Origin of the sequence: Rhizobium sp. NFR03 (assembly GCF_900111275.1) — a bacterium.
In the GTDB taxonomy this organism is placed as follows: domain Bacteria; phylum Pseudomonadota; class Alphaproteobacteria; order Rhizobiales; family Rhizobiaceae; genus Ferranicluibacter.
The window spans coordinates 1037867-1060280 of record NZ_FOGR01000001.1 but is presented as its reverse complement, the minus strand read 5'-3'; the positions used below and the strand labels follow the sequence as shown (position 1 = coordinate 1060280).

The 22414-nt window shown below is 63.6% G+C and carries 20 protein-coding genes; 14 read left to right on the top strand and 6 right to left on the bottom strand.

The window, feature by feature from the left end; genetic code table 11:
- Positions 1-16 precede the first annotated feature (16 nt).
- From BSG19_RS04985 to BSG19_RS04975, 3 genes are read right to left on the bottom strand one after another with little or no spacing between them, the layout of a single operon-like run.
- Positions 17-793: an ABC transporter ATP-binding protein gene (locus BSG19_RS04985; RefSeq protein WP_092985342.1), complete on the bottom strand. Its 777-nt coding sequence runs from the start codon at positions 791-793 to the stop codon at positions 17-19.
- A complete protein-coding gene (locus BSG19_RS04980; RefSeq protein WP_092985340.1) occupies positions 790-1659 on the bottom strand; it encodes an ABC transporter permease subunit in 870 nt (289 codons plus the stop codon). The genes BSG19_RS04985 and BSG19_RS04980 overlap by 4 nt, the downstream gene beginning before the upstream one ends.
- A complete protein-coding gene (locus tag BSG19_RS04975; RefSeq protein WP_092985338.1) occupies positions 1659-2612 on the bottom strand; it encodes a sulfonate ABC transporter substrate-binding protein in 954 nt (317 codons plus the stop codon). The genes BSG19_RS04980 and BSG19_RS04975 overlap by 1 nt, the downstream gene beginning before the upstream one ends.
- 365 nt (positions 2613-2977) lie before the next feature.
- Between BSG19_RS04975 and BSG19_RS04970 the strand changes: the two genes are divergently transcribed.
- The 10 genes from BSG19_RS04970 (at position 2978) to BSG19_RS04925 (ending at position 14914) form a co-directional block, all read left to right on the top strand.
- On the top strand, positions 2978-4351 hold the full coding sequence (locus tag BSG19_RS04970) for an O-acetylhomoserine aminocarboxypropyltransferase/cysteine synthase family protein (RefSeq protein WP_092985336.1): 1374 nt from the start codon (positions 2978-2980) through the stop codon (positions 4349-4351).
- 57 nt (positions 4352-4408) lie between these two features.
- A complete protein-coding gene (locus BSG19_RS04965) occupies positions 4409-5344 on the top strand; it encodes a fatty acid desaturase (protein WP_092985334.1) in 936 nt (311 codons plus the stop codon).
- Positions 5345-5377: 33 nt separating this feature from the next.
- Entirely contained in the window at positions 5378-6211 is an 834-nt protein-coding gene (locus BSG19_RS04960; RefSeq protein ID WP_092985332.1) for a phosphate/phosphite/phosphonate ABC transporter substrate-binding protein, read from the top strand.
- 107 nt (positions 6212-6318) lie between these two features.
- Positions 6319-7341, top strand: coding sequence for an NADP-dependent oxidoreductase (locus tag BSG19_RS04955; protein WP_092985330.1), 1023 nt, complete (start codon positions 6319-6321; stop codon positions 7339-7341).
- A 210-nt stretch (positions 7342-7551) separates the two neighbouring features.
- Entirely contained in the window at positions 7552-8565 is a 1014-nt protein-coding gene (locus tag BSG19_RS04950; RefSeq protein WP_092985328.1) for a sugar ABC transporter substrate-binding protein, read from the top strand.
- An 88-nt stretch (positions 8566-8653) separates the two neighbouring features.
- Positions 8654-10213, top strand: a complete 1560-nt coding sequence (locus tag BSG19_RS04945) for a sugar ABC transporter ATP-binding protein (protein WP_092985326.1) — start codon at positions 8654-8656, stop codon at positions 10211-10213.
- Entirely contained in the window at positions 10203-11258 is a 1056-nt protein-coding gene (locus tag BSG19_RS04940) for an ABC transporter permease (RefSeq protein ID WP_092985324.1), read from the top strand. The genes BSG19_RS04945 and BSG19_RS04940 overlap by 11 nt, the downstream gene beginning before the upstream one ends.
- Complete coding sequence (locus BSG19_RS04935; RefSeq protein WP_092985322.1) at positions 11255-12250, top strand: ABC transporter permease; 996 nt, start codon at positions 11255-11257, stop codon at positions 12248-12250. The genes BSG19_RS04940 and BSG19_RS04935 overlap by 4 nt, the downstream gene beginning before the upstream one ends.
- Positions 12251-12276: 26 nt before the next feature.
- A complete protein-coding gene (locus BSG19_RS04930) occupies positions 12277-13497 on the top strand; it encodes an SfnB family sulfur acquisition oxidoreductase (protein WP_092985320.1) in 1221 nt (406 codons plus the stop codon).
- 16 nt (positions 13498-13513) lie between these two features.
- On the top strand, positions 13514-14914 hold the full coding sequence (locus tag BSG19_RS04925; protein WP_092985318.1) for an LLM class flavin-dependent oxidoreductase: 1401 nt from the start codon (positions 13514-13516) through the stop codon (positions 14912-14914).
- Between the two features lie 98 nt (positions 14915-15012).
- Here the strand turns inward: BSG19_RS04925 and BSG19_RS04920 are convergent, their stop codons facing one another.
- Entirely contained in the window at positions 15013-16236 is a 1224-nt protein-coding gene (locus BSG19_RS04920) for an acyl-CoA dehydrogenase family protein (RefSeq protein WP_092985316.1), read from the bottom strand.
- 360 nt (positions 16237-16596) lie between these two features.
- Between BSG19_RS04920 and BSG19_RS04915 the strand changes: the two genes are divergently transcribed.
- Complete coding sequence (locus BSG19_RS04915) at positions 16597-17220, top strand: FMN-binding negative transcriptional regulator (RefSeq protein WP_092985315.1); 624 nt, start codon at positions 16597-16599, stop codon at positions 17218-17220.
- Between the two features lie 23 nt (positions 17221-17243).
- Here the strand turns inward: BSG19_RS04915 and BSG19_RS04910 are convergent, their stop codons facing one another.
- Positions 17244-17624 (bottom strand): VOC family protein, encoded by a 381-nt coding sequence (locus BSG19_RS04910; protein ID WP_092985651.1) that lies wholly within the window; start codon positions 17622-17624, stop codon positions 17244-17246.
- Between the two features lie 207 nt (positions 17625-17831).
- Here BSG19_RS04910 and BSG19_RS04905 point away from each other — a divergent pair, with 207 nt between their 5' ends.
- A complete protein-coding gene (locus BSG19_RS04905) occupies positions 17832-18941 on the top strand; it encodes an NADH:flavin oxidoreductase/NADH oxidase (RefSeq protein ID WP_092985313.1) in 1110 nt (369 codons plus the stop codon).
- Between the two features lie 208 nt (positions 18942-19149).
- Here BSG19_RS04905 and rpsU read toward each other — a convergent pair whose 3' ends face one another.
- Entirely contained in the window at positions 19150-19386 is a 237-nt protein-coding gene (rpsU, locus tag BSG19_RS04900) for a 30S ribosomal protein S21 (RefSeq protein WP_092935191.1), read from the bottom strand.
- 385 nt (positions 19387-19771) lie between these two features.
- Here rpsU and BSG19_RS04895 point away from each other — a divergent pair, with 385 nt between their 5' ends.
- Both BSG19_RS04895 and BSG19_RS04890 read left to right on the top strand, forming a co-directional pair.
- Entirely contained in the window at positions 19772-20443 is a 672-nt protein-coding gene (locus BSG19_RS04895) for an NAD(P)H-dependent oxidoreductase (RefSeq protein WP_092985649.1), read from the top strand.
- Positions 20440-22353, top strand: a complete 1914-nt coding sequence (locus BSG19_RS04890) for a monovalent cation:proton antiporter-2 (CPA2) family protein (protein WP_092985311.1) — start codon at positions 20440-20442, stop codon at positions 22351-22353. The genes BSG19_RS04895 and BSG19_RS04890 overlap by 4 nt, the downstream gene beginning before the upstream one ends.
- Positions 22354-22414: the final 61 nt, after the last annotated feature.

The following is a 22414-nucleotide window of genomic DNA, read 5'->3' as shown; positions in this document are numbered from 1 at the left end:
TTCGGCTGGAAATGCTCTAGACCGCCTCCAGAATTCGCCTCTGCAGGTCCACCGCGCGGGGGTCTGCCAGTTCCCGCCGGGGACGTTCAAGATCGATATCGATGTCCAGCGCAACGGCACCTTCACGCAGCACAATGACACGATCGGCCAGCGCGACCGCTTCAGCAACGTCATGGGTGATCAGCACGGTGGTAAAGCCGCGCGCGGTCCACAGGGTTTCGAGAAGGCGGTGCATCTCGATGCGCGTCAGGGCGTCGAGAGCGCCGAAGGGCTCGTCGAGCAGGAGGATGCGCGGCTGGCTGACGAGGGCGCGGGCCAGCGCCACGCGCTGCTTCTGCCCGCCGGAGAGCACGCTCGGCCAGTCGTTTTCCCGGCCGTCGAGACCGACATCCCGTAGCGTGGTGCGGGCCGTCTCCTGCCACTGGGGACCGCGGGCGATGCCGACATTTTCTCCGACCCGCTGCCACGGCACCAGCCTCGCCTCCTGAAAGAGGAGACGCACATCGGGATTCAGTCCATCGACCGTCTTGCCGCCGATGGACACCGTGCCTGACGTCGGCTTGTCGAGACCGGCGATCAGCCGCATCAGCGTGGACTTGCCGCCGCCCGAGCGCCCGACGACGGCGAGGAACCGGCCGGCAGGCACATCCAGCGAGAATTGCTTCAGGACGCTCAGCGCGCCAAAGCACTTCTCAACGTTCGACATCGAAAGAGGCAGGCCGTTGACCGGGCTTGCTGGCTGTCTCGTCTCCTGTGTTTTCAGGGTCTCGGACGGTTTCAGCGCGAGGGTCATGGCGTTCCCTTCTCCGCGCCCTGATAGGCCGGATGCCAGGAGAGGACGCGCCGCTCGATGGCGCGCGTGGCGAGATCGGCGACCTTGCCAAGCAGGGCATAGACGATGATGCCGAGCAGCACGACGTCGGTCTGCAGAAACTCGCGGGCGTTCATGGTCATGTAGCCGATGCCGTTGGTGGCGGAGATGGTCTCTGCAACGATGAGCGTCAGCCACATGAAGCCGAGCGCATAGCGCAGGCCCACGAGGATGGAGGGCAGGGCACCGGGCAGGATGATGCGGGTGATCATGGCGCGGCGGTCGAGCCCGTACACTTCGGCCATTTCCACCACCTGCGGGTCGATGGTGCGCACGCCGTAGAATGTGTTCATGTAGATCGGGAAGAAAACGCCGACGGAGACGAGGAAGATCTTCGCCGTCTCGCCGATGCCGAACCAGAGAATGACGAGCGGGATGAGCGCGAGATGCGGCACGTTGCGCACCATCTGGATCGTGCTGTCGAGGAAGGTCTCAGCGGGCCGCCACAGGCCGTTGACCACGCCAAGTGCAAAGCCGATGCCGCCGCCGATGAGGAGACCGATCACCGCGCGCTGGGTGGAGGCAAGCGTGTGGTAAAGGAGCGAGCCGTCGAGCAGCAGCCGCCAGAAGGCTGCGGCGACGGCGGTGGGCGCTGGAATGAGCCGCGCGGTGACGAGGCCGCTGCGCGAGGCGATCTCCCACAGGATGAGGATCGCGATCGGCAGCGCCCAGGGTGCAAGGCGTTGCCAGACGGCGGCGCCCGTCCCGGGATCGCTATCCGAACGCGTGCTCTTCCGCGACACGACCGAGGCTTCGGTTCCGGAGCCGGCGAGCGAGGCTTCCGCCATCAGGCGCCACCCTTGCGGACGTTGTCGGCAATGACGATCGGCGCGGGAATGAGGCCGAGCGTGTGGAATGTGTCAGCAATCGCCTGCTGCTGTGATACGACCGCGTCGCTCAGTGGCGTGACGCCGAAGGACTGGCGCTCCAGCGCGATGGCAAGGATGTCGCCGGGGATGCCGACGATGGGCGCGAGCTCCTCCGCGGCCGTTGCGGTGTTCGCCTTCGCCCACCGGTCGATTTCTCCGATGGCGGCGATCGTCACGTCGAGCGCTTCGGCATGAGCGTCCACGAAGCTCTTCGTGCTGAGGTAGAACTGGTGGTTCGGCACGAGGTTTTCGCCGTTGCGCAAGGTGCGCGCGCCAGTGGCGGCTTCGGCTGCTGCCTGGAAAGGATCCCAGATCACCCAGGCATCGACGGCGCCCTGTTCAAAGGCGGCGCGGGCATCGGCCGGCGGCAGGAACGATGTCTTGATATCGGTATAGGCGAGGCCCGCATCTTCCAGCGCCTTGACCAGCAGGAAGTGCACATTCGATCCCTTGTTGAGAGCGACGTTCTTGCCCTTCAGATCGGCGACCGTCTTGATGGGGCTGTCGGCGGGCACGAGGATGGCTTCGCCGCGAGGCGCGGGCGGTTCATGGGCGATGTAGACGAGCGGCGCGCCGGCAGCCTGCGCGAAGATCGGCGGCGTCTCGCCGGTCGAACCGAAATCGACGGCGCCGACATTTAGCGCTTCCAGCAATTGCGGCCCCGCCGGGAATTCCGACCATTCCACCGTGTAGCCGATCTTCTCCAGCTTCTCTTCCAGTATGCCCTTGCCCTTCAGCAGAACCAGCGTGCCGTATTTCTGGTAGCCGACACGGATGACCTTGTCGGCAGCGCGGGCGGGCAGAGTGCCGAGAAGCGGAAGAAGGGCGGTGCCGGCCAAAGCGGTGGTCAGGGAACGTCTGGTAATCAGCATGAAAGTGCTCCGTCGCAAGTCCAAAAGTCCCGTGGTCACCCCGGAAACTCAGTTGATCCATAGACTAAGCGTGGTGTCTGCCGATGACAGATATTGCATGCTCTTTTTCACCGCCTCGCGAGCATGTGTTTGTGCCGATGCGCGGGCTTACGCAAATCATCCACTTCAATTGGCTTGGAAACGCTGGGGCACGCACAATGGGCAGCTGTGCTGAAGGCGACGTTTCGCCGGAAGCTCCCGCTTGAGAAAGCGATTTCACATATACAGCGAAAAATAGTCTATTAAAACTGTGTATTTCTCGGTCGGCCTCTAGGCTGTCTCCATCGGAATCCCGATCCCATCCGATTTCCCATGGAGACAGTGTCATGACGATCCATCAGCCACCAGACGTCGCAGAGCAGCAGGGTGTACCACAGACGCAAGGAACGCCGTCCGGCGCGCCGACGTTTAAAAGCCGGCATCCAGAGACGCTGGCGCTACACGGCGGCAGCTTCCGGTTCGATCCGACGACCGGAGCGGTGGCGGTGCCGATCTACCAGACCTCGTCGTTCCAGATCTCCAACACCGAAACGGCGGACAAGCTATTCGCGCTCGAAGCTCCCGGCCACCTCTATTCCCGCATTTCCAACCCTACGCAGGATGCCTTCGAGCAGCGGCTGGCAGAGATCGAAGGTGGCGCCGCGGCGCTGGCCGTCGCCTCGGGGCAGGCAGCGTCCGCCTATTCCATCCTCAATCTCGCCCGGCACGGCGACAACATCGTCAGCGCCGCAGGCCTTTACGGCGGCACATGGGCCTTGTTCGCCGCGACGCTGAAGAGCTTCGGCATCGAAACACGATTTGTGGATGCTACCGATCCGGAGGCTTTCGCACGCGCAACCGACGACCGGACGCGGGCTTATTACGGGGAATCCCTGCCCAATCCGAAGCTCGAGGTCTTCCCGATCGCGGAGGTTGCGGCTGTCGGGCGGCGCTTCGGCATTCCCCTGATCGTGGACAACACGGCGGCACCGTTGATCATTCGCCCGCTGGAGCATGGTGCAGCCATCGTGGTCTACTCGACCACCAAATATATCGGCGGTCACGGGACGTCGATTGGCGGCGCCATCATCGATGGAGGGAATTTCCCGTGGCGGGACCTCGCAGAGCGCCATCCCAACCTCAACGAACCGGACCAGAGCTATCAGGGCAAGACATGGATCGAGAAGGCGGATGCGATCGGTTTCCACCCCTATATCCTGCGGGCGCGCGCCGTTTTGTTGCGCGACCTCGGGGCCGCCATCAGCCCGCAAAACGCGTTCAACCTGATCCAGGGGCTGGAGACGCTGCCGCTGCGCCTGCGCCAGCACAATGACAACGCGATCAAGGTGGCCGATTTTCTCCTGTCCCACCCCAAGGTGGCCAGCGTCATCTTCCCGAAGTTCCAGACGGGTCAGGCCCGCGAAAGGGCCGAGACATATTTTGTTCCGGGAAGCTACGGCGCGCTGGTGGGCTTCGAACTGAAGGGCGGCCGCGAGGCGGGGCGCCGGTTCATCGACGCGCTGACGCTCTTTTATCATCTTGCGAATATCGGCGATGCCCGATCGCTGGCCATCCATCCCTCGACCACGACGCATTCCCAGCTGAGCGTCGAGGACCAGCGCGCGGCCGGCGTAACCCCCGGCTATGTCCGGTTGTCGATCGGTATCGAGCATCCCGACGACATCATCGCCGATCTGCGTCAGGCGATCGACGCCGCCTGAAGAGACTGCAGCCATAAGACAGCATTGGACCAGACCGCAACCAGACAGGGGACATCGATGACCGGGACTGCCACGCACCGCTACACGCCGCCAACCGCCTTGCTTTCGGCAAAGGTGGAATGGCCGACGGTTCTTCTCGCTGTTGGACTTCATGGCGGCTTTCTGGCGGTGACGTGGTGGTGGGCTGTGCTGCCTCTGCCGCTGGTGGTCGTCATCGGCGGGTTGCTGATCGCGTGGCACGCCTCGTTGCAGCATGAGGTCATCCACCATCACCCGACACGGAGCCGGCGCATCAACGATGCGATCGGCTCCGTGCCGCTATCGCTCTGGTTGCCCTATCCGATCTACAAGGACAGTCATCTCGATCACCACCGCGACGAGTTCCTGACCGATCCGGTGGAAGATCCCGAATCCTCCTATGTCACACAGGCCGTGTGGCTCGGCCTCGGGCGAACCGGCAAGCGTCTGGCGCAGTGGAACCTGACGCTGCTCGGGCGGCTGACGATCGGGCCTGCGGTGATGCTGGGGAGTTTCCTGGCTGGCGAGGCGCGCTTCGTCTGGCGCAACGAGGTCGGCCGCCGGAGCATCTGGGCGCTGCACGCGCTCGGGGTGGCGATTGTGCTGACCTGGGTCGTCGCCATCTGCGGCATGCCATTCTGGCTCTACTTCTTCGGCTTCGTCTATCCCGGAGCGGCCATCACACGGCTGCGCTCTTATGCAGAGCACCGCTTTGCCGAGGCGGCGGCGGAGCGCACGGCCATCGTGGAAAACAGCCGCATCTTCGGGCCGGTCTTCCTGTTTAACAACCTGCATGTGCTGCACCACCGCAAGCCGGGTCTTCCTTGGTACCGTCTGCCGGCCATCTACCGGCGTGATCGGGAGGCTCTTGTGGCGGCGAATGGCGGTCTCGTCTATAATGGCTATCTGGATGTCGCGCGGCGTTTCCTGCTCCGCCCGCACGATCGGATCACGCATCCGCATCATTCCGGTTGATGCGGACAGCACGGGACGTCACGAAGGAAGCCCATGTCGCAGACCTCGAATGTCGCGTCGCGTGTTGCCAGTCTTGCAATGTATGCGAACCCCGCGCCCGTGGCGGCGGCAACGGCGAAGCTTTGGGATTATCTGCGCGACAAGCTTCGCGCCGAAGGTCTTGCGGAGGTGCCGCAGGCTCTTTCGACGCTACCTTATGATGAGGCCTGGCTGCGGCCTGAGCTTCTACTCGCCCAGACCTGCGGCTTTCCCTTCGTCAGTCGGCTACGGGGCAAGGTGCGGCTGGTCGCGACGCCGGTCTATCGCTACCCCGGCTGCGATGGCCCCGACATGCGCAGCTTTCTCATCGTTCGCAGCGACAGTGCTGCGACCGCGCTGATCGATCTGAGGGGCGCCCGCGCCGCCGTCAACCAGCCGGACAGCAACTCCGGCGCCAATCTCTTCCGCGCAATGATCGCGCCGCTGGCGATCGATGGTCGCTTCTTTGGCGCGTTCATCGAGACAGGCAGCCACGTCGCCAGCATCGACGCGGTTCGCGAGGGTGCCGCGGATATCGCGTCGATCGACTGCATCACCTATGCCAACATCCTTCGCTTCGACCCCCGCCGCCTGAGCGGCATTCGGGTGCTGGGCGAAACAGTGAAGGGGCCCGGACTGCCGCTGATCACCCGCCTGTCGGCCTCCGACGAGGAGATCGCGCTTCTTCGGCGCGTGCTCGATGCGGCCGCGACCGATGCGGCTCTGGAAGGGGTTCGCGACCATCTCGGTCTTGTCCGTTTTGCCCGACTTCAGGATGCGGATTATGAACCCCTTGCGGCTCTTGCCGATGGCGCACGGGCGCTCGGCTACCCTGTGGCGGGTGCGTGATGCAGCGTGAAAACGTTGCCCCTTCAGCTTGAGCGCCTATGTCAGCCTCTGAAAGTCGGCGAAGGTTTCGCCGATCGCCTGATGGCGAAGACAGTAAGGAAGACGGTATGACAGACCTCACGAACACGCGCATCACGCTTGCCCGTCGGCCGCAAGGCGCACCGGTTGCGGAGGATTTCCACGTCGAGCAGGTACCCGTTCCCCAGCCGTCCGAAGGCGAGATTCTCCTGAAAATCCTGTATCTCTCGCTCGATCCGTACATGCGGGGCCGGATGAGCACGGCGAAATCCTATGCCAAGCCTGTCGAGGTCGGCGCGGTCATGGAGGGGGGAACGGTGGCCGAGGTCGTCGCCTCGAAGCATGCCGATTTCAAGCCCGGCGACATCGTCCTCTCGCATGCCGGCTGGCAGTCCTATTCCGTGTCGGATGGCAAGGGCCTGCGCAAGCTCGACCCGAATGTGGCGCCCGTCTCCACGGCGCTCGGCGTTCTCGGCATGCCCGGCTTTACCGCTTATGCCGGCCTCCTGACCATCGGCCAGCCGAAGCCGGGCGAGACGGTGGTGGTGGCTGCCGCCAGCGGCGCCGTCGGCTCCGTCGTCGGGCAGATCGCCCGGATCAAGGGTGCCCGCGCCGTTGGCATTGCAGGCGGCCCGGACAAATGCGCCTTCCTGCGCGATGAACTCGGCTTCGATGTCGCGGTCGATCACCGGGCGCCGGACTTTGCCGAGCAGTTGAAGGCGGCATGCCCCGATGGCATCGACGTTTACTTCGAGAATGTCGGCGGTCACGTCTTCGATGCCGTCTTTCCGCTTCTCAATACCTATGCACGGGTGCCGGTCTGCGGCCTCATCGCGCATTACAACCAGGGCGGAGAGGTGCCTGACGGTCCGGATCGTCTGCCGGGCTTCATGCGGCAGGTTCTCACCCGCAGCCTCCAGATCCGCGGCTTCATCCAGACCGAGTTCAGCGACCAGCGCGACACCTTCCTCAAGGACGCCGCCGGATGGATCGCCGACGGGCGGCTGCGCTATCGCGAGGACGTCGTCGAGGGGCTGGAGAAGGCGCCACAGGCCTTCATCGGGCTGCTGGAGGGCCGCAACTTCGGCAAGCTGGTCGTCAAGGTCGCCTGAGCCTGAGCAATCGCCAGCAAAGGGGTCACGTTCCGCCCTGTCCGGCTTTTCCGGGCGGGGCGGATGTACTTTGACGGCGTTTCCTCCTGCGACGAAAAAAGAGTGATCAATTCTCCCGAAAGCCGCTCAAACAAAATGCGCTTCCTCGAAAGCTATTCAGTCTACTGAAACGATAGAGATTATCGAAGTCATGGATTTGGAGACGGGGATATGGGTGACAATGGGGCGCGTGGCTGGTTCGGCCGACGGGAAATCCTGAAGTGGTCGGCGGTCGCGGGGGTTGCCGCTGCCGGCACGACATTGCTCAGCGGCACGTCGGCCTTCGCTTCGGCAGAGGAAGGTTCGCTGAAGGGCAAGCGCATCGGCATCAGCACGGCGGGCACCGACCATTTCTTCGATCTGCAGGCCTATAACGCCCAGATCGAGGAAGTGAAGCGGCTCGGCGGCGAGCCGATCGCGGTGGATGCCGGCCGCAACGACGGCAAGCTCGTGTCGCAGTTGCAGACGCTGATCGCGCAGAAGCCGGATGCGATCGTCCAGCTTCTCGGCACGCTCACCGTCATCGATCCCTGGCTGAAGAAGGCGCGTGATGCCGGCATCCCCGTATTGACGATCGATGTCGGCTCGACCAACTCGCTCAACAATTCGACCTCCGACAACTGGGGCATCGGCAAGGATCTGGCGTTGCAGCTCGTGTCGGATATCGGCGGCGAGGGCAATATCGTCGTGTTCAACGGCTTCTACGGCGTCACGCCCTGCGCCATTCGCTACGACCAGCTGGTCAACGTGGTGAAGTATTTCCCCAAGGTGAAGATCCTCGAGCCCGAGCTTCGCGACGTCATTCCGAACACGGTTCAGGACGCTTTCACGCAGATCACGGCCATTCTCAACAAGTACCCGGAGAAGGGCTCGATCAAGGCGATCTGGTCGGCCTGGGATATTCCGCAGTTGGGCGCGACGCAGGCGCTGGCAGCAGCGGGACGCACCGAAATCCGCACCTATGGCGTGGATGGCAGCCCGGAAGTGTTGCAGCTCGTGGCCGACCCGGCATCGCCGGCTGCCGCCGATGTGGCCCAGCAGCCAGCCGAACTCGGGCGCACCGCCATCCGCAACGTCGCCCGGCTGCTCGCCGGGGAGACGCTGCCGCGCGAGACCTATGTTCCAGCGCTTCTCGCCAACAAGGCGAACGTCAACGACATCACCAGGAAACTCGGTATCGGCTGATCCTCCCGGCCGTTCGAAGGGGACTGCGGCAACGCGGGTCGCGATCCCCGATGGTGTGTCGAGGCTATCGCAGGCAGGAGTTTACGAGATGACATCGCCCCAAGAGCCCCCGAGGCCTCAAGAAGATGGGATCGTTCGCCCGGTGATCCGGTTGACCGGGATCGAGAAGAGTTTCGGCGGAACGAAAGCTCTCTCCGGCGTGTCGCTGACGGTCGCACGCGGATCGGTACACGGTCTTGTCGGGCAGAACGGTGCCGGAAAATCGACGTTGATCAAGTTGCTCGCAGGGCTGCAACGGGCGGATGGGGGAGAGATCGAGATCGACGGGGTCGTTCACGATCATCTGACCCCGCACGAGGTCGAGGCGCTTGGCATCCACTTCATCCATCAGGATCGCCTGCTGGTGCCGACGTTCACGGTTGGCGAATCTCTGTTTCTCGGCCGCGAGCCGCGCATTGCGGGGACGCCGTTTCTCGACCGGCGCCAGATGCAGCGTCGTGCTGCCGAGGTTCTCGAACGCTATTTCGGCCTCCGCCTGCCGAATTCGGCGCTGATCGCCGAACTCTCCACGGCAGAAAAGCAGATCGTGCAGATCACGCGCGCATTGCTGCACGCTCCGAAGGTTCTCGTCTTCGATGAGCCGACGGCTGCCCTTGTCCGTCGCGAGGCCGATATGCTCTTCCAGCTCATCCGCCGTCTGCGCGACGATGGCATCACGGTCATCTACATTTCCCACTATCTCGGCGAGATCGAGGATCTCTGCGACACGGTCACCGTTCTGCGCAACGGCCGCGACGTCGCGACGAAGCCGGTGGCGGAGACCTCTGCCACGGAGATCGCGGGTCTGATGGTCAATCGCGACATTGGTGAACTCTACCCGGAACGGACCACGGCGCTCGGTGCAACGCTTCTGCGTGTGGAGGGTTTGAGCGCGCCCGGCCGCTACGAGGATGTGAGCTTTACGCTGCGCCGTGGCGAAGTGCTCGGGCTGACCGGCCTTCTCGGTTCGGGCGCCAAGGATCTGGTCCGCACCCTGTTCGGGCTGGAGCAACCCGTCTCAGGGCATGTCGAGGTGGAAGGCGAGAAAGTCTGGTCGAAGACACCGGCGCAGGCGGCGCGTCGGCGGCTGGCGCTCGTGCCCGAGGATCGCCGCCGCCATGGCGTGGCGCTCGACCTCAGCGTGGCGGAGAACATGACGCTGGCGAGCCTCGACCGTTTCACCCGCTTCGGGCTTCTGGACGCCGGCACTGAAGCGGCGGAAGCGAACCAGCTGATCGAGCGCCTGCAGATCAAGACGGCCGGTCGCGATGCGCTGGTGCGCACCCTGTCCGGTGGCAACCAGCAGAAGGTGGCCATCGCCAAGTGGCTGAGCCGCCATTCGGAAATCTACCTGCTCGACGAGCCGACCGTCGGTGTGGATGTCGGCGCCAAGGTGGAGATCTACCAACTGATCGCCGATCTTGCCGGGCGCGGCGCCGGCGTCATCGTGCTGTCGTCGGACCTGCCGGAGCTACTCGGCATCACTGACCGCATCCTCGTGCTCTTCCGCGGACGCATAGCCGCGGCGCTCGACACAGCCAAGACCAGCGTCGATGCGGTCCTTGCCGATGTCACCGGTTCCTCAGAGGCTTTGCGTCATGTCGGTTGAGGCATTGCCTTTCCGCAGTTCGCAGCCGGACGGCAACGAACCTGCGCAGGCTCGTGGCTTGCGAGCATCCTCGGGCACGGCGGGACGGCGGATTGCGACGCTTCTCTTGCGCGGCGGATCGCTTGCGGTCTTCGTCGCGGTGCTCATCGTCTTCTCCGTGTCCGCGCCATATTTTCTGTCGGTCGGCAATATCGGCAATGTGCTCGGCCAGTCGGCCATCGCGGGCGTGCTCGCCATCGGGCTTACGGTCGTGATGATCGCCGGCGGGGGCAATGTGGTGACGGGTGGTATCGACCTGTCGCTCGCGGCCAACATGGGCCTCAGCGCCGCCGTCTATGCGGCGCTGTCGCAGGCGGGGTTCGGGGATGCCGTTGCCGTTGCCGGCGCGCTGGCGACGGGGCTTGCCATCGGCATCGTCAATGCGCTCGCCATCACGCTTGCCGGCATCGTGCCGCTGCTGGCAACGCTTGCCGTCATGAACGTCGTCGCCGGACTGGAACTTGTCCTGACGCAGAACACCGTCATTCCCGCGACCGGCGATCTGCTCACGCTGCTCTCGGGCAGCGGTCCGTTCGATATCCCCGTTCTCGCTTATGTCCTCCTTGGTTTCACACTGATCGCGGCGCTGGTGGTGCAGGCCACGCCGCTCGGCTTGCGGCTTTACGCTGTCGGTGCGTTTCCCGAAGCCGCGCGGGCGTCCGGTCTCGCCGTCAAGCCGTTTATCGCCGGTTCCTTCCTGTTCAGCGGCTTCTGCGGCGGCATTGCCGGCATTCTCTCTGTCTCCTACCTCAGCGGCAGCACGACGGGCGCCGGCGATCTCCTGCTGCCGGTGGTAGTGACCGCGCTGCTTGGCACCGTGTTCTCGCGCCGGCTGGTGCCGACCGTCACCGGCACGTTGCTCTCGGCGCTGTTCGTCGGATTCCTCGTCAACGGGTTCCAGCTTCTCAACCTCTCCAGCACGCTGGTCAGCGGCATTCAGGGTCTCCTGATCCTCTTCGTCGTTTCCGCCACAACGCTGATACGCAAACAGGAGACGTCGGCATGACGCTCGTGTCCGATCCCTCGACCCGGCTTTCTTCTGGCCTGCTGCGTCGCTCTGCCCGGTATGCGCTGGTCGTGGCCTTGGTCGCGGTGTTTGCCGCCTTCTCGGTGGCCGCGCCAAGCTTCCTCACCTCCGCCAACCTGCAGAGCATCCTTGTCAACAATTTCACGCTGCTTGCCATCGTCTCCATTGCCATGACCTTTGCGGTCGCCGCAGGCGGCATCGATCTTTCCGTCGGAACGGCCATCGATTTTTCGAGCTTGACCTTCGTCTCGCTGGTGCTGGCCGGGCAACCGGTGCCGCTTGCAGCCCTTGCCGGTATCGGCGGTGGAGCGCTGGTCGGTCTCTTCAATGCGGTGCTGATCTCGGGCATCGGCATCTCGCCGTTTCTGGCAACGCTCGGCACACTGTTCATCGGCCGCAGCGCCCAGCAAATCCTCACCAATGGCGGCAATCCGGTCTACCTGCCGCCGGCCGGTATTCCCGAAAGCTTTCGGTTTTTCGGCCGCGGCGTGATCGCCGGTGTGCCGGTGCCGCTGATCGTCGCGGCTGTCGTCATCGCAGCCGCAGCCGTCATCCTCACGAAAAGCCGCTTCGGCCGCGTGGTGCTGGCCACCGGCATCGAGGCGAATGTGGTGCGTTATTCCGGCATCGCGCTGAAGGCGCATGTCGCGGTCACCTATCTCCTCGTTTCCGTCATCGCGGCGATTGCCGGGCTGGTGCTGACCTCGACCGTCACGGTTTATATTCCCTCGTCCGGCAATGCCTTCCTTCTCAACGCCATCGGCGCGACCTTCATCGGCACGACGCTCAGCCCGCATGGGCGGCCGAATATCGCAGGCACGGTGCTCGGCGTGTTGCTGCTCAGCATCGTTGCCAACGGATTGCTGCTGACGGGACTGAATTTCTACTGGCAGCAGGTGGGCACCGGCCTCCTGATCTTTGCCGTCCTCGCCATCAGCTTTGCCAATCGCAAGGCCGTGGCCCGCGCGTGACGCGCCGGGTCTCAGGGAGAAGTGCCATGACCAAACTGATACGCCTCAACACCCACGACAATGATCGGGCGGCCGACAGGATCGCGAGCGAGGAAGATGCGCTTGCGGTCGCCCGCAGCCTGGCCCCCGAATTCGCCGCGACGGCAAGCGATCGCGATCGCGACCGGATCCTGCCGCATGCTGAGATGGACCGGCTCGCCGCATCAGGTCTTCTCGCCATCACCGTGCCGGCCGAATATGGCGGTATCGACGTTTCCAACGCCGTTCTGGCCGAGGTCACCGCCATCCTTTCTGAAGCCGACGGTTCCATCGGGCAGATCCCGCAGAACCATTTCTACATTCTGGAAGCGCTGCGCCATGACGGGACGGAAGATCAGAAGCGGTTCTACTACGGCCGCGCGCTGGCCGGCGACCGGTTCGGCAATGCCCTTTCGGAAACGGGAACGAAGACGGTCGGGCACTACAATACGCGTCTGACGCGGGAGGGCGCGGGTTTCCGCATCGACGGTCGCAAGTTCTATTCCACCGGCGTGCTCTTTGCCGACTGGATCGCCATTTTCGCGCTCGACGAGGACGAGAAGATCACCATGTCCTTCGTGCCGCGCGGCACCGAAGGTGTGGAGATCGTCGATGACTGGGACGGCATCGGCCAGCGCACGACCGGCAGCGGCACGACCATTCTCGACGGTGTCCGCGTGCCCCCGAGCGCCGTGGTTCGCCACCACAAGGGCTTCGAGCGGCCGGGCACGATCGGTTCCGTCGGGCAGATCATCCATGCGGGTATCGACCTCGGCATTGCGCGGGCGGCCTTTGCCGACATGGTGCGCTTCATCCGCACGACCTCGCGTCCCTGGACGAACAGCGGCGTCGAGCGGGCATCGGAAGATCCGTTGACGATCGCCCGGGTCGGGCAGGTCGCGATCCGCATCGAGGCGGCAACCGCCATGGTGGAATATGCCGGCCGCAAGGTCGATCATGCTCAGGTCGATCTGACCGAGGAGACCGCTATTGCGGCCTCGCTCGCCGTCGCCAGCGCCAAGGTGCTGACCACCGAAATCGCCATCGAGGCCACCAACACGCTGTTCGAACTCGCCGGCACCGCATCGGCACGCGAAGGGCTGAACCTCGACCGCCACTGGCGCAACGCCCGGACCCACACGCTGCACGACCCCGTCCGCTGGAAATACCACGTGGCCGGCAACTATCACCTCAATGACGTAGCCCCGCCCAGAAGCGGCGCACTCTGAGGCCAAGGAGACGAGCATGACACGCGAAATCCGGCTGAATGCCTTCGATATGAACTGCGTCGGGCACCAGTCTCCCGGTCTCTGGCGGCATCCGCGCGACCAGTCCGCATCCTACAAGGACCTCGACTACTGGGTGAAGCTCGCACGCACGCTGGAGCGCGGCAAGTTCGACGGGCTGTTCATCGCCGACGTTCTCGGCGTCTACGACGTGCTCAACGGCAATGTGAACGCGGCGCTGAAACACTCGGCCCAGGTGCCGGTGAACGACCCGTTGCAGCTCATTCCGACCATGGCCTATCTGACCGAACATCTCGGCTTCGGCCTGACCGCATCATTGTCGTTCGAGCACCCCTACACGTTCGCCCGCCGCATCTCGACGCTCGATCACCTGACCAAGGGCCGCGTTGGCTGGAACATCGTGACCTCCTATCTCAACAGCGGCGCGCTGAATGTCGGGCAGGCCGGACAGATGCAGCATGACAACCGCTATGACGTGGCGGAGGAGTATCTGGAGGTCTGTTACAAGCTCTGGGAGGGTAGCTGGGAAGACGATGCGGTGGTGCGCGACCGCGAGACGGGGATCTTCACGCACCCGTCGAAGGTCCACGCGATCGGGCATCAGGGCCCGCATTTCAGCGTGCCGGGCATTCACCTGTCGGAGCCTTCTCCCCAGCGAACGCCGGTTCTGTACCAAGCCGGCGCGTCCAGCCGGGGCAAGGATTTCGCCGGACAGCACGCCGAGTGCATCTTCGTTGCCGCGCCGTCGAAGGCGGTGCTGAAGCGGTACGTCGCGAATGTCCGCGAAGCCGCGGCGAAGGCAGGTCGCGATCCGCGCGGCATTCTCGCCTTCAACCTGCAGACCGTGATCGTCGGCGAGACGGATGCGGATGCCAAGCGGAAGTTCGACGAATATCGCCGTTACGTTTCCTATGAGGGGGCGCTGACGCTGATCTCCGGGTGGACGGGCATCGATTTCGGGCAGTTCTCGCCGGACGAAATTCTGCGTCATCGGCACACCAACGCCGTGCAATCGGCTGTGGAAACCTTCACCACCATCGATCCCGGCAAGGAATGGACGGTGCGGGAAATGGCCGACTGGGTCGGCATTGGCGGCTTCGGCCCGGTTTTCGTCGGCTCGCCGCAGACGGTGGCCGACCTGATGCAGGAATGGGTCGAGGAAACCGATGTCGACGGCTTCAACCTGGCGTATGCCGTGACGCCGGAGACGTTCGAGGACGCGGTCGATCTGCTGGTGCCGGAATTGCAGAAACGCGGCGTGTACAAGAGGGAGTACCGGCCGGGGACGCTGCGCGAGAAGTTGTCCGGCGAAGGCCCGCGCCTCGCCGCGCCGCATCCCGGCGCCGCCTATCGCGATCTCGGGCGCATGGAGCAGAAGCTGGCCTCCGGGCAGAACTGAACGGGAGAGGTGGACGGCGCGTCGTCCCAGTGGCCGCCTTATCTTGAAGAAACACCGCCATCCCTTGGAATGGCGGTGCTTTCGTTGAAGCGGTTGACTCAGCTATAGAGGCTTGGCGCGGGAACCCGGTCGTTCAGGGCGAAGTCACCGACTTCGCGGGCCTTGTAGAACACCGGATCGTGGAGCGTGTGCGTGCGAACATTTCGCCAGTAGCGGTCGAAGCGGTAATGGCCCGCCGTTGCGCGCGCGCCCATGAGTTCGAAGATGCGGGCGGTGATATCCAGCGAAACATGGGTCGCGTTGACCTTGGATTCGTAGGCCTCGATGGCGGCCTCTCCGCGTTCTCGCTCGGTGACATCAGGTCCGCGGGCAAGGGCTGTCTGTACCGCATGACCGGCACTGTCGGCCAACGCCGCTGCCGCCTTGAGGGCTGAGCGAAACTCGCCGACGCGCTCCAGAATATACGGGTCGTCTGCGGCGCGCTCGACGCCGGAGGTGAGCCAGGGGCGGGTGGTGTCGCGTACGTAATCGAGCGCTTCGGCCAGCGCACCTTCGGCGGTTCCGATGTAGAAATTGGCGAACACCAGCTGGATCAGCGGCGTGTTGAAGGTCGCCTGTATCTTCGGGGCCGCGTCGGGTGCTGCGAGGGGCAGCAGGAAGTCGCTCTCATAGACCGGGAAGTCCCTGAATTCGACACTGCCGCTATCGGACAGGCGCTGACCGATATTGTCCCAGTCGTCATTGGCGATGTAGCCCGGCCTGTCCGTGGACAGGACGATGTTGGCGATCCGGTCGCCAAAGGCGGCGCTGGCATTGATGCGGTCGGAAATCCGGGCGCCTGTGGAGAACGTCTTGCGGCCGTTGAGCGCGTAGTGGTTGTCTTGCCATGTCAGCACGAGGCCGGGGTCGCGCGGGTTGACGGCAGCGCCCCAATAGAGGCTTTTTTCCACGGTTTCCACTGATAGCCGCCGGGCAAGATCGCTGTCGTCGGCCGCCCAGGAAATGTACTGGCTGTTGACGAAGTGATAGCCCAGCAGCTGGCCGATCGAGCTCTCGCCGCGCGCGAGGATGCGCACCAGACGCAGCCCATCGACCCAGTCGAGCCCGCCGCCGCCGATCTCGGGCGGATGCAGAGCATTCAGCAGGCCGGCGGCCTTCAGTTCGGTGATCTCGCTGAAGGGAGGACGGCCCTCGCGGTCGAGCTCCGCGCCACGGGCTCTCAGATTTGCGGCAATGGAGGTGGCACGGGCAAAGAGATGCTCGCGATCGATTCCGGTAGTATTTTCAGGAGCAGGGGAGCGCAGGGCGTGAAGCGGGCTCATGGCGTCTTCCTCGATGGGAAGGCGGGCCCCGATGTGAAGGCACCGGCAGGCCCGTCCTTTGCATGACAGATGGACCCGGCGACCGGGCAGCTCAGGTTCCGAGCTTCGCTCACGTTATTGCCTAGTCATTTTATAGACAAAGAAGAAGTTCGCGAATATGCAGGTGGAAGGGAAATCCTATTCCATCCTGCCGGCTCATTTAGAGGCTGAGAATGTCCGCGCCTGCGGCCGAAACGCGCTTTCCACTGTCAGACGTCGCTGAATGTCTGATAGATGCTGAAGGATCGTCGGCCATAGGGAGCGGGCTGTTCTCGAAGCTTCCTTCTGCGGTCGTCCCCGGACTTGAAGAGGAATGCCGCCATGTACACACCGCCTGCCTTCCGCCTTGACGATCGCAGTGCCATGCTGGCAACGGTGCGGGCCGCACGATTGGCGAACGTGATCACCGCCACGTCAGAGGGACCGTTCGCGACGCCGCTTCCTCTCTTTCTGGAGGAAGGCGAAGGAGAGCATGGCGTTCTCTACGGGCATTTCGCCAGAGCCAATCCGCAATGGCGGGTTCTTCCGATTGGCGAAGGACTGGCGATCTTCATGGGGTCGGATGCCTATGTCACGCCGGCCTGGTATGCGACCAAGCAGCAGACGGGCAAGGTGGTGCCGACCTGGAACTACGTGACGGTGCAGGCGCGGGGACCCATGGAGTTCTTCGACGATGCCGAGCGCCTGCTGGATGTGGTGACACGGCTGACGAAGCTTCACGAAGAAGAGAGGGCTCTTCCGTGGGCGGTGGACGACGCTCCGGCCGACTTCATCGCCTCCCAGTTGCGTGGCATTGTCGGTCTGCGCATGCCGATCACGCATCTGGAGGGCAAGCGAAAGATGAGCCAGAACCGGAACGAGGCCGATCGTGTCGGCGTCGCCAACGGGCTTTCGGAGAGCGAGCGTCCTTCAGACCGGGAGGTCGCTGCTCAGATTCCCGTCTGATCCATTGCCCCTGAGGTTGCGAATTACAGATCAGGCTTGTGAAAGAAGGCCTCCAGCCGGTAGCCGTCCGGGTCGATGACGAAGGCGGCGTAGTAGAAGGTGGCGTATTCCGGGCGCAGGCCCGGAGCGCCGTTGTCCTCTCCGCCATGTGCGATGGCGGCAGCGTGAAAGGCTTCGACGGCCTCTTCGCTATAGGCCTTGAAGCAGAAGTGAAGGCCTGACCGCAGGTCGGGACGGACGGGATGTTCGGCCTGCGTGACCCAGAGCCCGACCTGTTCCTCTCCGTATCCCAGCATCTTCGCACCGCTCGTCAGCCTGCCATAGCCGAGCGGGGAGAGGGCGGCATCGTAAAAGGTGCGCGACCGGTCGATGTCCCGGACGCCGATGGAAACGTGGTCGAACATGCGCACTCCCTCCTTGCCTGCTGCTGCGGGCGATGTCGTTGCGCAGTTGTCGCGTGCCTCGGCGATTTTCGCAAGCCACTGCAAAGTTTCCGGCGCGGGACGCGCTGTCTTCAGCGTACCGATGCATGAAACGGACGGATTGCGACCCTATATCCCCACGCAGCAGCGGCTGTACCCGAGCCGTGCTCATGCCTTCAGGAGATCGATATGGCTTCACCCAAACTTTTTTCGCCGATAGATGTCGGCGGTCTGACGTTGCGCAATCGGATCGTCATCGCGCCCATGTGCCAGTATTCCGCCGAGAACGGTGAAATGACCGATTGGCACCTGACCCATCTCGGCATGCTTGCCCAGTCGGGTGCCGGCCTTCTCACCATCGAGGCGACGGCGGTGACACCGGAGGGGCGCATCAGTTTCGGCGATGTCGGGCTGTGGAACGACGCCTGCGAAGCGGCGATGGCGCGTGTCCTTGAGGGTATTCGCCGCTGGTCGGACATGCCGATTGCCATCCAGCTCGGACACGCCGGCCGCAAGGCATCCACCGATCTGCCCTGGAAGGGCGGCGCGCAGCTGCCGCCCGATCATTCGCTCGGATGGAAGACGGTGGCGCCTTCGGCATCCGCATTCAAGCCATCCTATGACGCGCCGGAAGCGCTGGATGCCGAAGGCCTCGAGCGGATCAGAAACGGCTTCGCCGATGCTGCGCGCAGGGCAGCGCGTCTCGGCATCGATGCCGTGCAGATCCATGGAGCCCATGGCTATCTCCTGCACCAGTTCCTCTCGCCTTTGTCCAATACCCGCGTCGATGAATATGGCGGTTCGCTGGAGAACCGCATGCGGTTTCCTCTTGAGGTCTTCGATGCCGTTCGGGAGGCTTTCCCCGCGGAGCGCCCGGTTACCATGCGGGTCTCGGGAACGGACTGGGTCGAGGGTGGCTGGGACAGCGCGCAGACCGTCGCCTTCGCAAAGGCGCTCGAGGCCCGGGGTTGCGCCGCGATCCATGTTTCGAGCGGTGGTCTGAGCGATGCGCAGGCTATTCCCGTCGGTCCCAGCTACCAGGTGCCGCTCGCGCGTGATGTGAAGCAGGCCGTGTCCATACCCGTCGTAGCCGTCGGGTTGATCACCGAGTTCGAGCAGGCCGAATCGATCATCGGAACGGGTGATGCCGACATGATCGCGCTGGCCCGGACGATTCTCTACGATCCCCGCTGGCCCTGGCATGCGGCCGCGCATTTCGGCGCGAGCGTTCACGCCGCTCCGCAATATCTCCGCTGCCAGCCCCGTCAGTTCAAGACGTTGTTCGACGAGGCTTCATAACACCCTGTAGCTGGTGCAGGCCGGTCGAGGTGGCCGGTCTGCATCTTGCAGATTGACCCGCTTCAACACAGTCCGTCAGATATGGCCAAAAGCCAGGCAGGCATAGCCAAACGCAGAAAACCCCGGCACGACGCTGTGCGTCGTTCCGAGGTGTTTTCGAAGACCAGCCGCGCACAGTCGGATACCGTCCGACGGCGCCGTTCGGATCTTAGCGCGTTACAACTTTTTTCTTCGGGCCGGGCAGGAGGCCTTCGCGCTGCAACTGCTTGCGGGCGTTCTTGCGCTGGCGGGAAACAGCTTCAGCCTTCTGGCGAGCACGCTTCACGGAAGGCTTTTCATAGGCTTCGCGCATACGCATTTCGCGGAAGACGCCTTCGCGCTGAAGCTTCTTCTTGAGCACGCGCAGCGCCTGCTCAACATTGTTGTCTCGAACCAGAACCTGCATCTCGAACCTTGATCTCTGTCGCCCGCTGGGGCGGTGGTATGGTGACTTCGGCGCTCCTTATCTCACCACACGTCCGTCATGAAAAGGGGTTGGCTCGAAAAAAGAACGAAGAAAAGTGCCAAATCTTATTCTCTCCGGCGACTGACGGTTCCTGAAAGGGCGCCGGCCGGCAATAAGATGTGCACATCGGGAGCGTTACGCTCGCCACCACCATCGCATCCGTCTTGCCGCTTGACAAGATCTTCCCGCAACACCGATTGTCGCAGCGGCCATCGCGGTGGCCGTCACCCCGTTTTCGGATCTCCCCTTGCTCTGTCGTGTCGATCTCCATCCGGCTCCAAACCGGACAAGGTCGTCCCAGTGATGAATGCCCGAGGAAGACATCATGGCGCGCGTCCTGATCCTGTTTGCCCATCCCGGTCAGAGGCATTCGCGCCTTAACGTCCGCATGGCGGAGAGGGCACGGCAGCTCGAAGGGATAACCTTCGTCGATCTCTATGCGGAATATCCTCGTTTCAACATCGATATCGATGCGGAACAGGCGCGATTGGTGGCGCATGACGTCATCATCTTTCAGTTTCCAATCTACTGGTATTCGCTGCCGGCTCTCCTGAAGGAGTGGCAGGATCTCGTGCTGGAATACGGTTTCGCTTATGGCCAAAGCGGCTCGAAGCTGGCGGGCAAGCTGTTTCTTCCGGTCGTCACCACCGGCGGTGCGCGCGATGCCTATCGCGAGGAGGGCTCCAACCATTTCAGGCTTCGGACGCTGCTTTCGCCGCTGGAGCAGACGGCTTTGCTCTGCGGCATGCGCTTCGTGCCGCCGTTCGCGCTTTTCTCCGCCCATGATTCAGCCACCGACGGACGCGGGGATGCCCATATCGCCGCCTATCTTCGTCTGCTCTCGGCCTTGCGTGACGACACGCTCGATCTGGAAGCCGTCCTGAGGCGCGAGCTTCTGGACGATGGCGAGATTCCACTGATCGACGCCATTCGTGGTCCGACGCCTTCCGAAACGAGGCCATCTCCCAGTTCCATCACCGCAAGGATCTCCGAATGAGCGGCTTCATGTTCCAGGCCTTCGTCTATCTCGCGGCCGCCGTCACATCCGTCATCATCGCGGCCCGCCTCGGGCTTGGTTCGGTCCTTGGCTATCTCATCGCCGGCATCGTCATTGGCCCCGTTTTCCACTTCGTCGGCAACGAAACGCAGGATCTGCAGCATTTCGCGGAGTTCGGCGTCGTCATGATGCTGTTTCTGGTCGGGCTCGAGCTTCAGCCGCAGGCCCTGTGGGACATGCGCGCCCGGCTCCTCGGGCTCGGCGGCCTGCAGGTGGCGGGCTCTGCGGCGGTCGTCACGGGGATCGGGCTTGCGGCCGGGTTGCCCTGGCAGACGGCATTGGCGGTCGGGCTCATTTTGTCGCTCTCATCGACCGCGATCGTGCTGCAGACGCTGAGCGAGAAAGGGCTTTTGAAGTCGCAGGGCGGGCGCTCCAGCTTCTCCGTGCTCCTGTTTCAGGATATCGCTGTCATTCCCATGCTGGCGGTTCTGCCGCTTCTGGCACTCGGCACCTTGCAGGGCGGCGACCATGCTGCCCATGGTGCCGGCAATTCGGCAACGCTCGTGTCCGACCTTCCCGGATGGCAGGTGGCGCTGGTCACGCTTCTCGCGATCGCCTTCGTCGTGGTGGCCGGGCACTTCCTGTCTCGCCCGATCTTCCGGCTGATCGCGGCCTCGCGGCTGCGCGAAATGTTCACCGCTGCGGCTCTGCTGCTGGTCGTTTCCACCGCGTTGCTGATGAGCATGGTCGGCCTTTCCCCCGCGCTCGGCACATTTCTCGCCGGTGTGGTGCTCGCCAACAGCGAGTTCCGCCACGAGCTGGAAAGCGATATCGAGCCGTTCAAGGGGCTGCTGCTCGGCCTGTTCTTCATCACGGTCGGTGCCGGCATAGATTTCTCACTGCTCACGGCCAATCTCGGCCTCGTCCTCCTGCTGACGCTCGGCGTCATCGTCATCAAGGCGGCGGTGCTGTGGCTGATCGGATATATTTACAGCTTGCGTGGTTCGGACCGCTGGCTGCTGGCGCTGGGACTGGCGCAGGCCGGCGAGTTCGGCTTCGTTCTTGTCTCCTTCACCGTCCAGAATGCCGTGCTGCCCTCCGAGCTCGCGGCCATTCTCATGCTGGTCATCGCCTTTTCCATGCTGCTGACGCCGGCGCTCTTCATCCTCTTCGACAAGGTCATCCTGCCGCGGCTCGATCGGGGACAGATGCGGGAGGCGGACGAAATCGCGGAAGAGGCCTCGGTCATCATCGCCGGGCTCGGCCGCTTCGGGCAGATCATCAACCGGATGCTGCTGGCGAACGGCCACAAGACCATCGTGCTCGACAGCCGCTCCGATGTCATCGACGGACTGCGCAAGTTCGGCATCCGCTCCTTCTTCGGCGATGCCGGCCGGCCGGATCTCCTGCACTCCGCCGGCCTGCGCAAGGCGCGGCTGCTGGTGGTTGCGATTGACGACATCGAGCGTGCCCTCAGCATCGTTCGTCATGCCAAGCACGAGAACCCGAACATTCACGTCATCGCGCGCGCCTATGATCGCAATCACGTCTACCAGCTCTACGAGGCCGGTGCCGACGACATCGTGCGCGAGGTGTTCGACAGCTCGGTCCGGGCTGCCGGCTATGCGTTGCAGAGTCTTGGAATGCATCCCTTCGACGTGGAAAAGAGCAAGGCCGTCTTCGTCAAGCAGGACAATTGGGGCCTGCGCCAGCTTGCGCCGCTCTGGAAGGACGACGTGCCGGTGTTCGAGAACAAGGAATATATCGCTCGCGCCCGCGAGATCTCGGAGGTGCTCGAACAGGCCATGATGGGCGACCGCAGCGCACGGCACGACCGAACGGAACGCGGCTGGACACCACCCGATATCGCGGCCCGCCAGCATGATCTGGACGGGCAGGGCGAAGGATAAGTTGCTTGAAAGCCGATATGGCGCCGCAGAACGGACGCAGGTTGCGCAGCCATGCTGTACT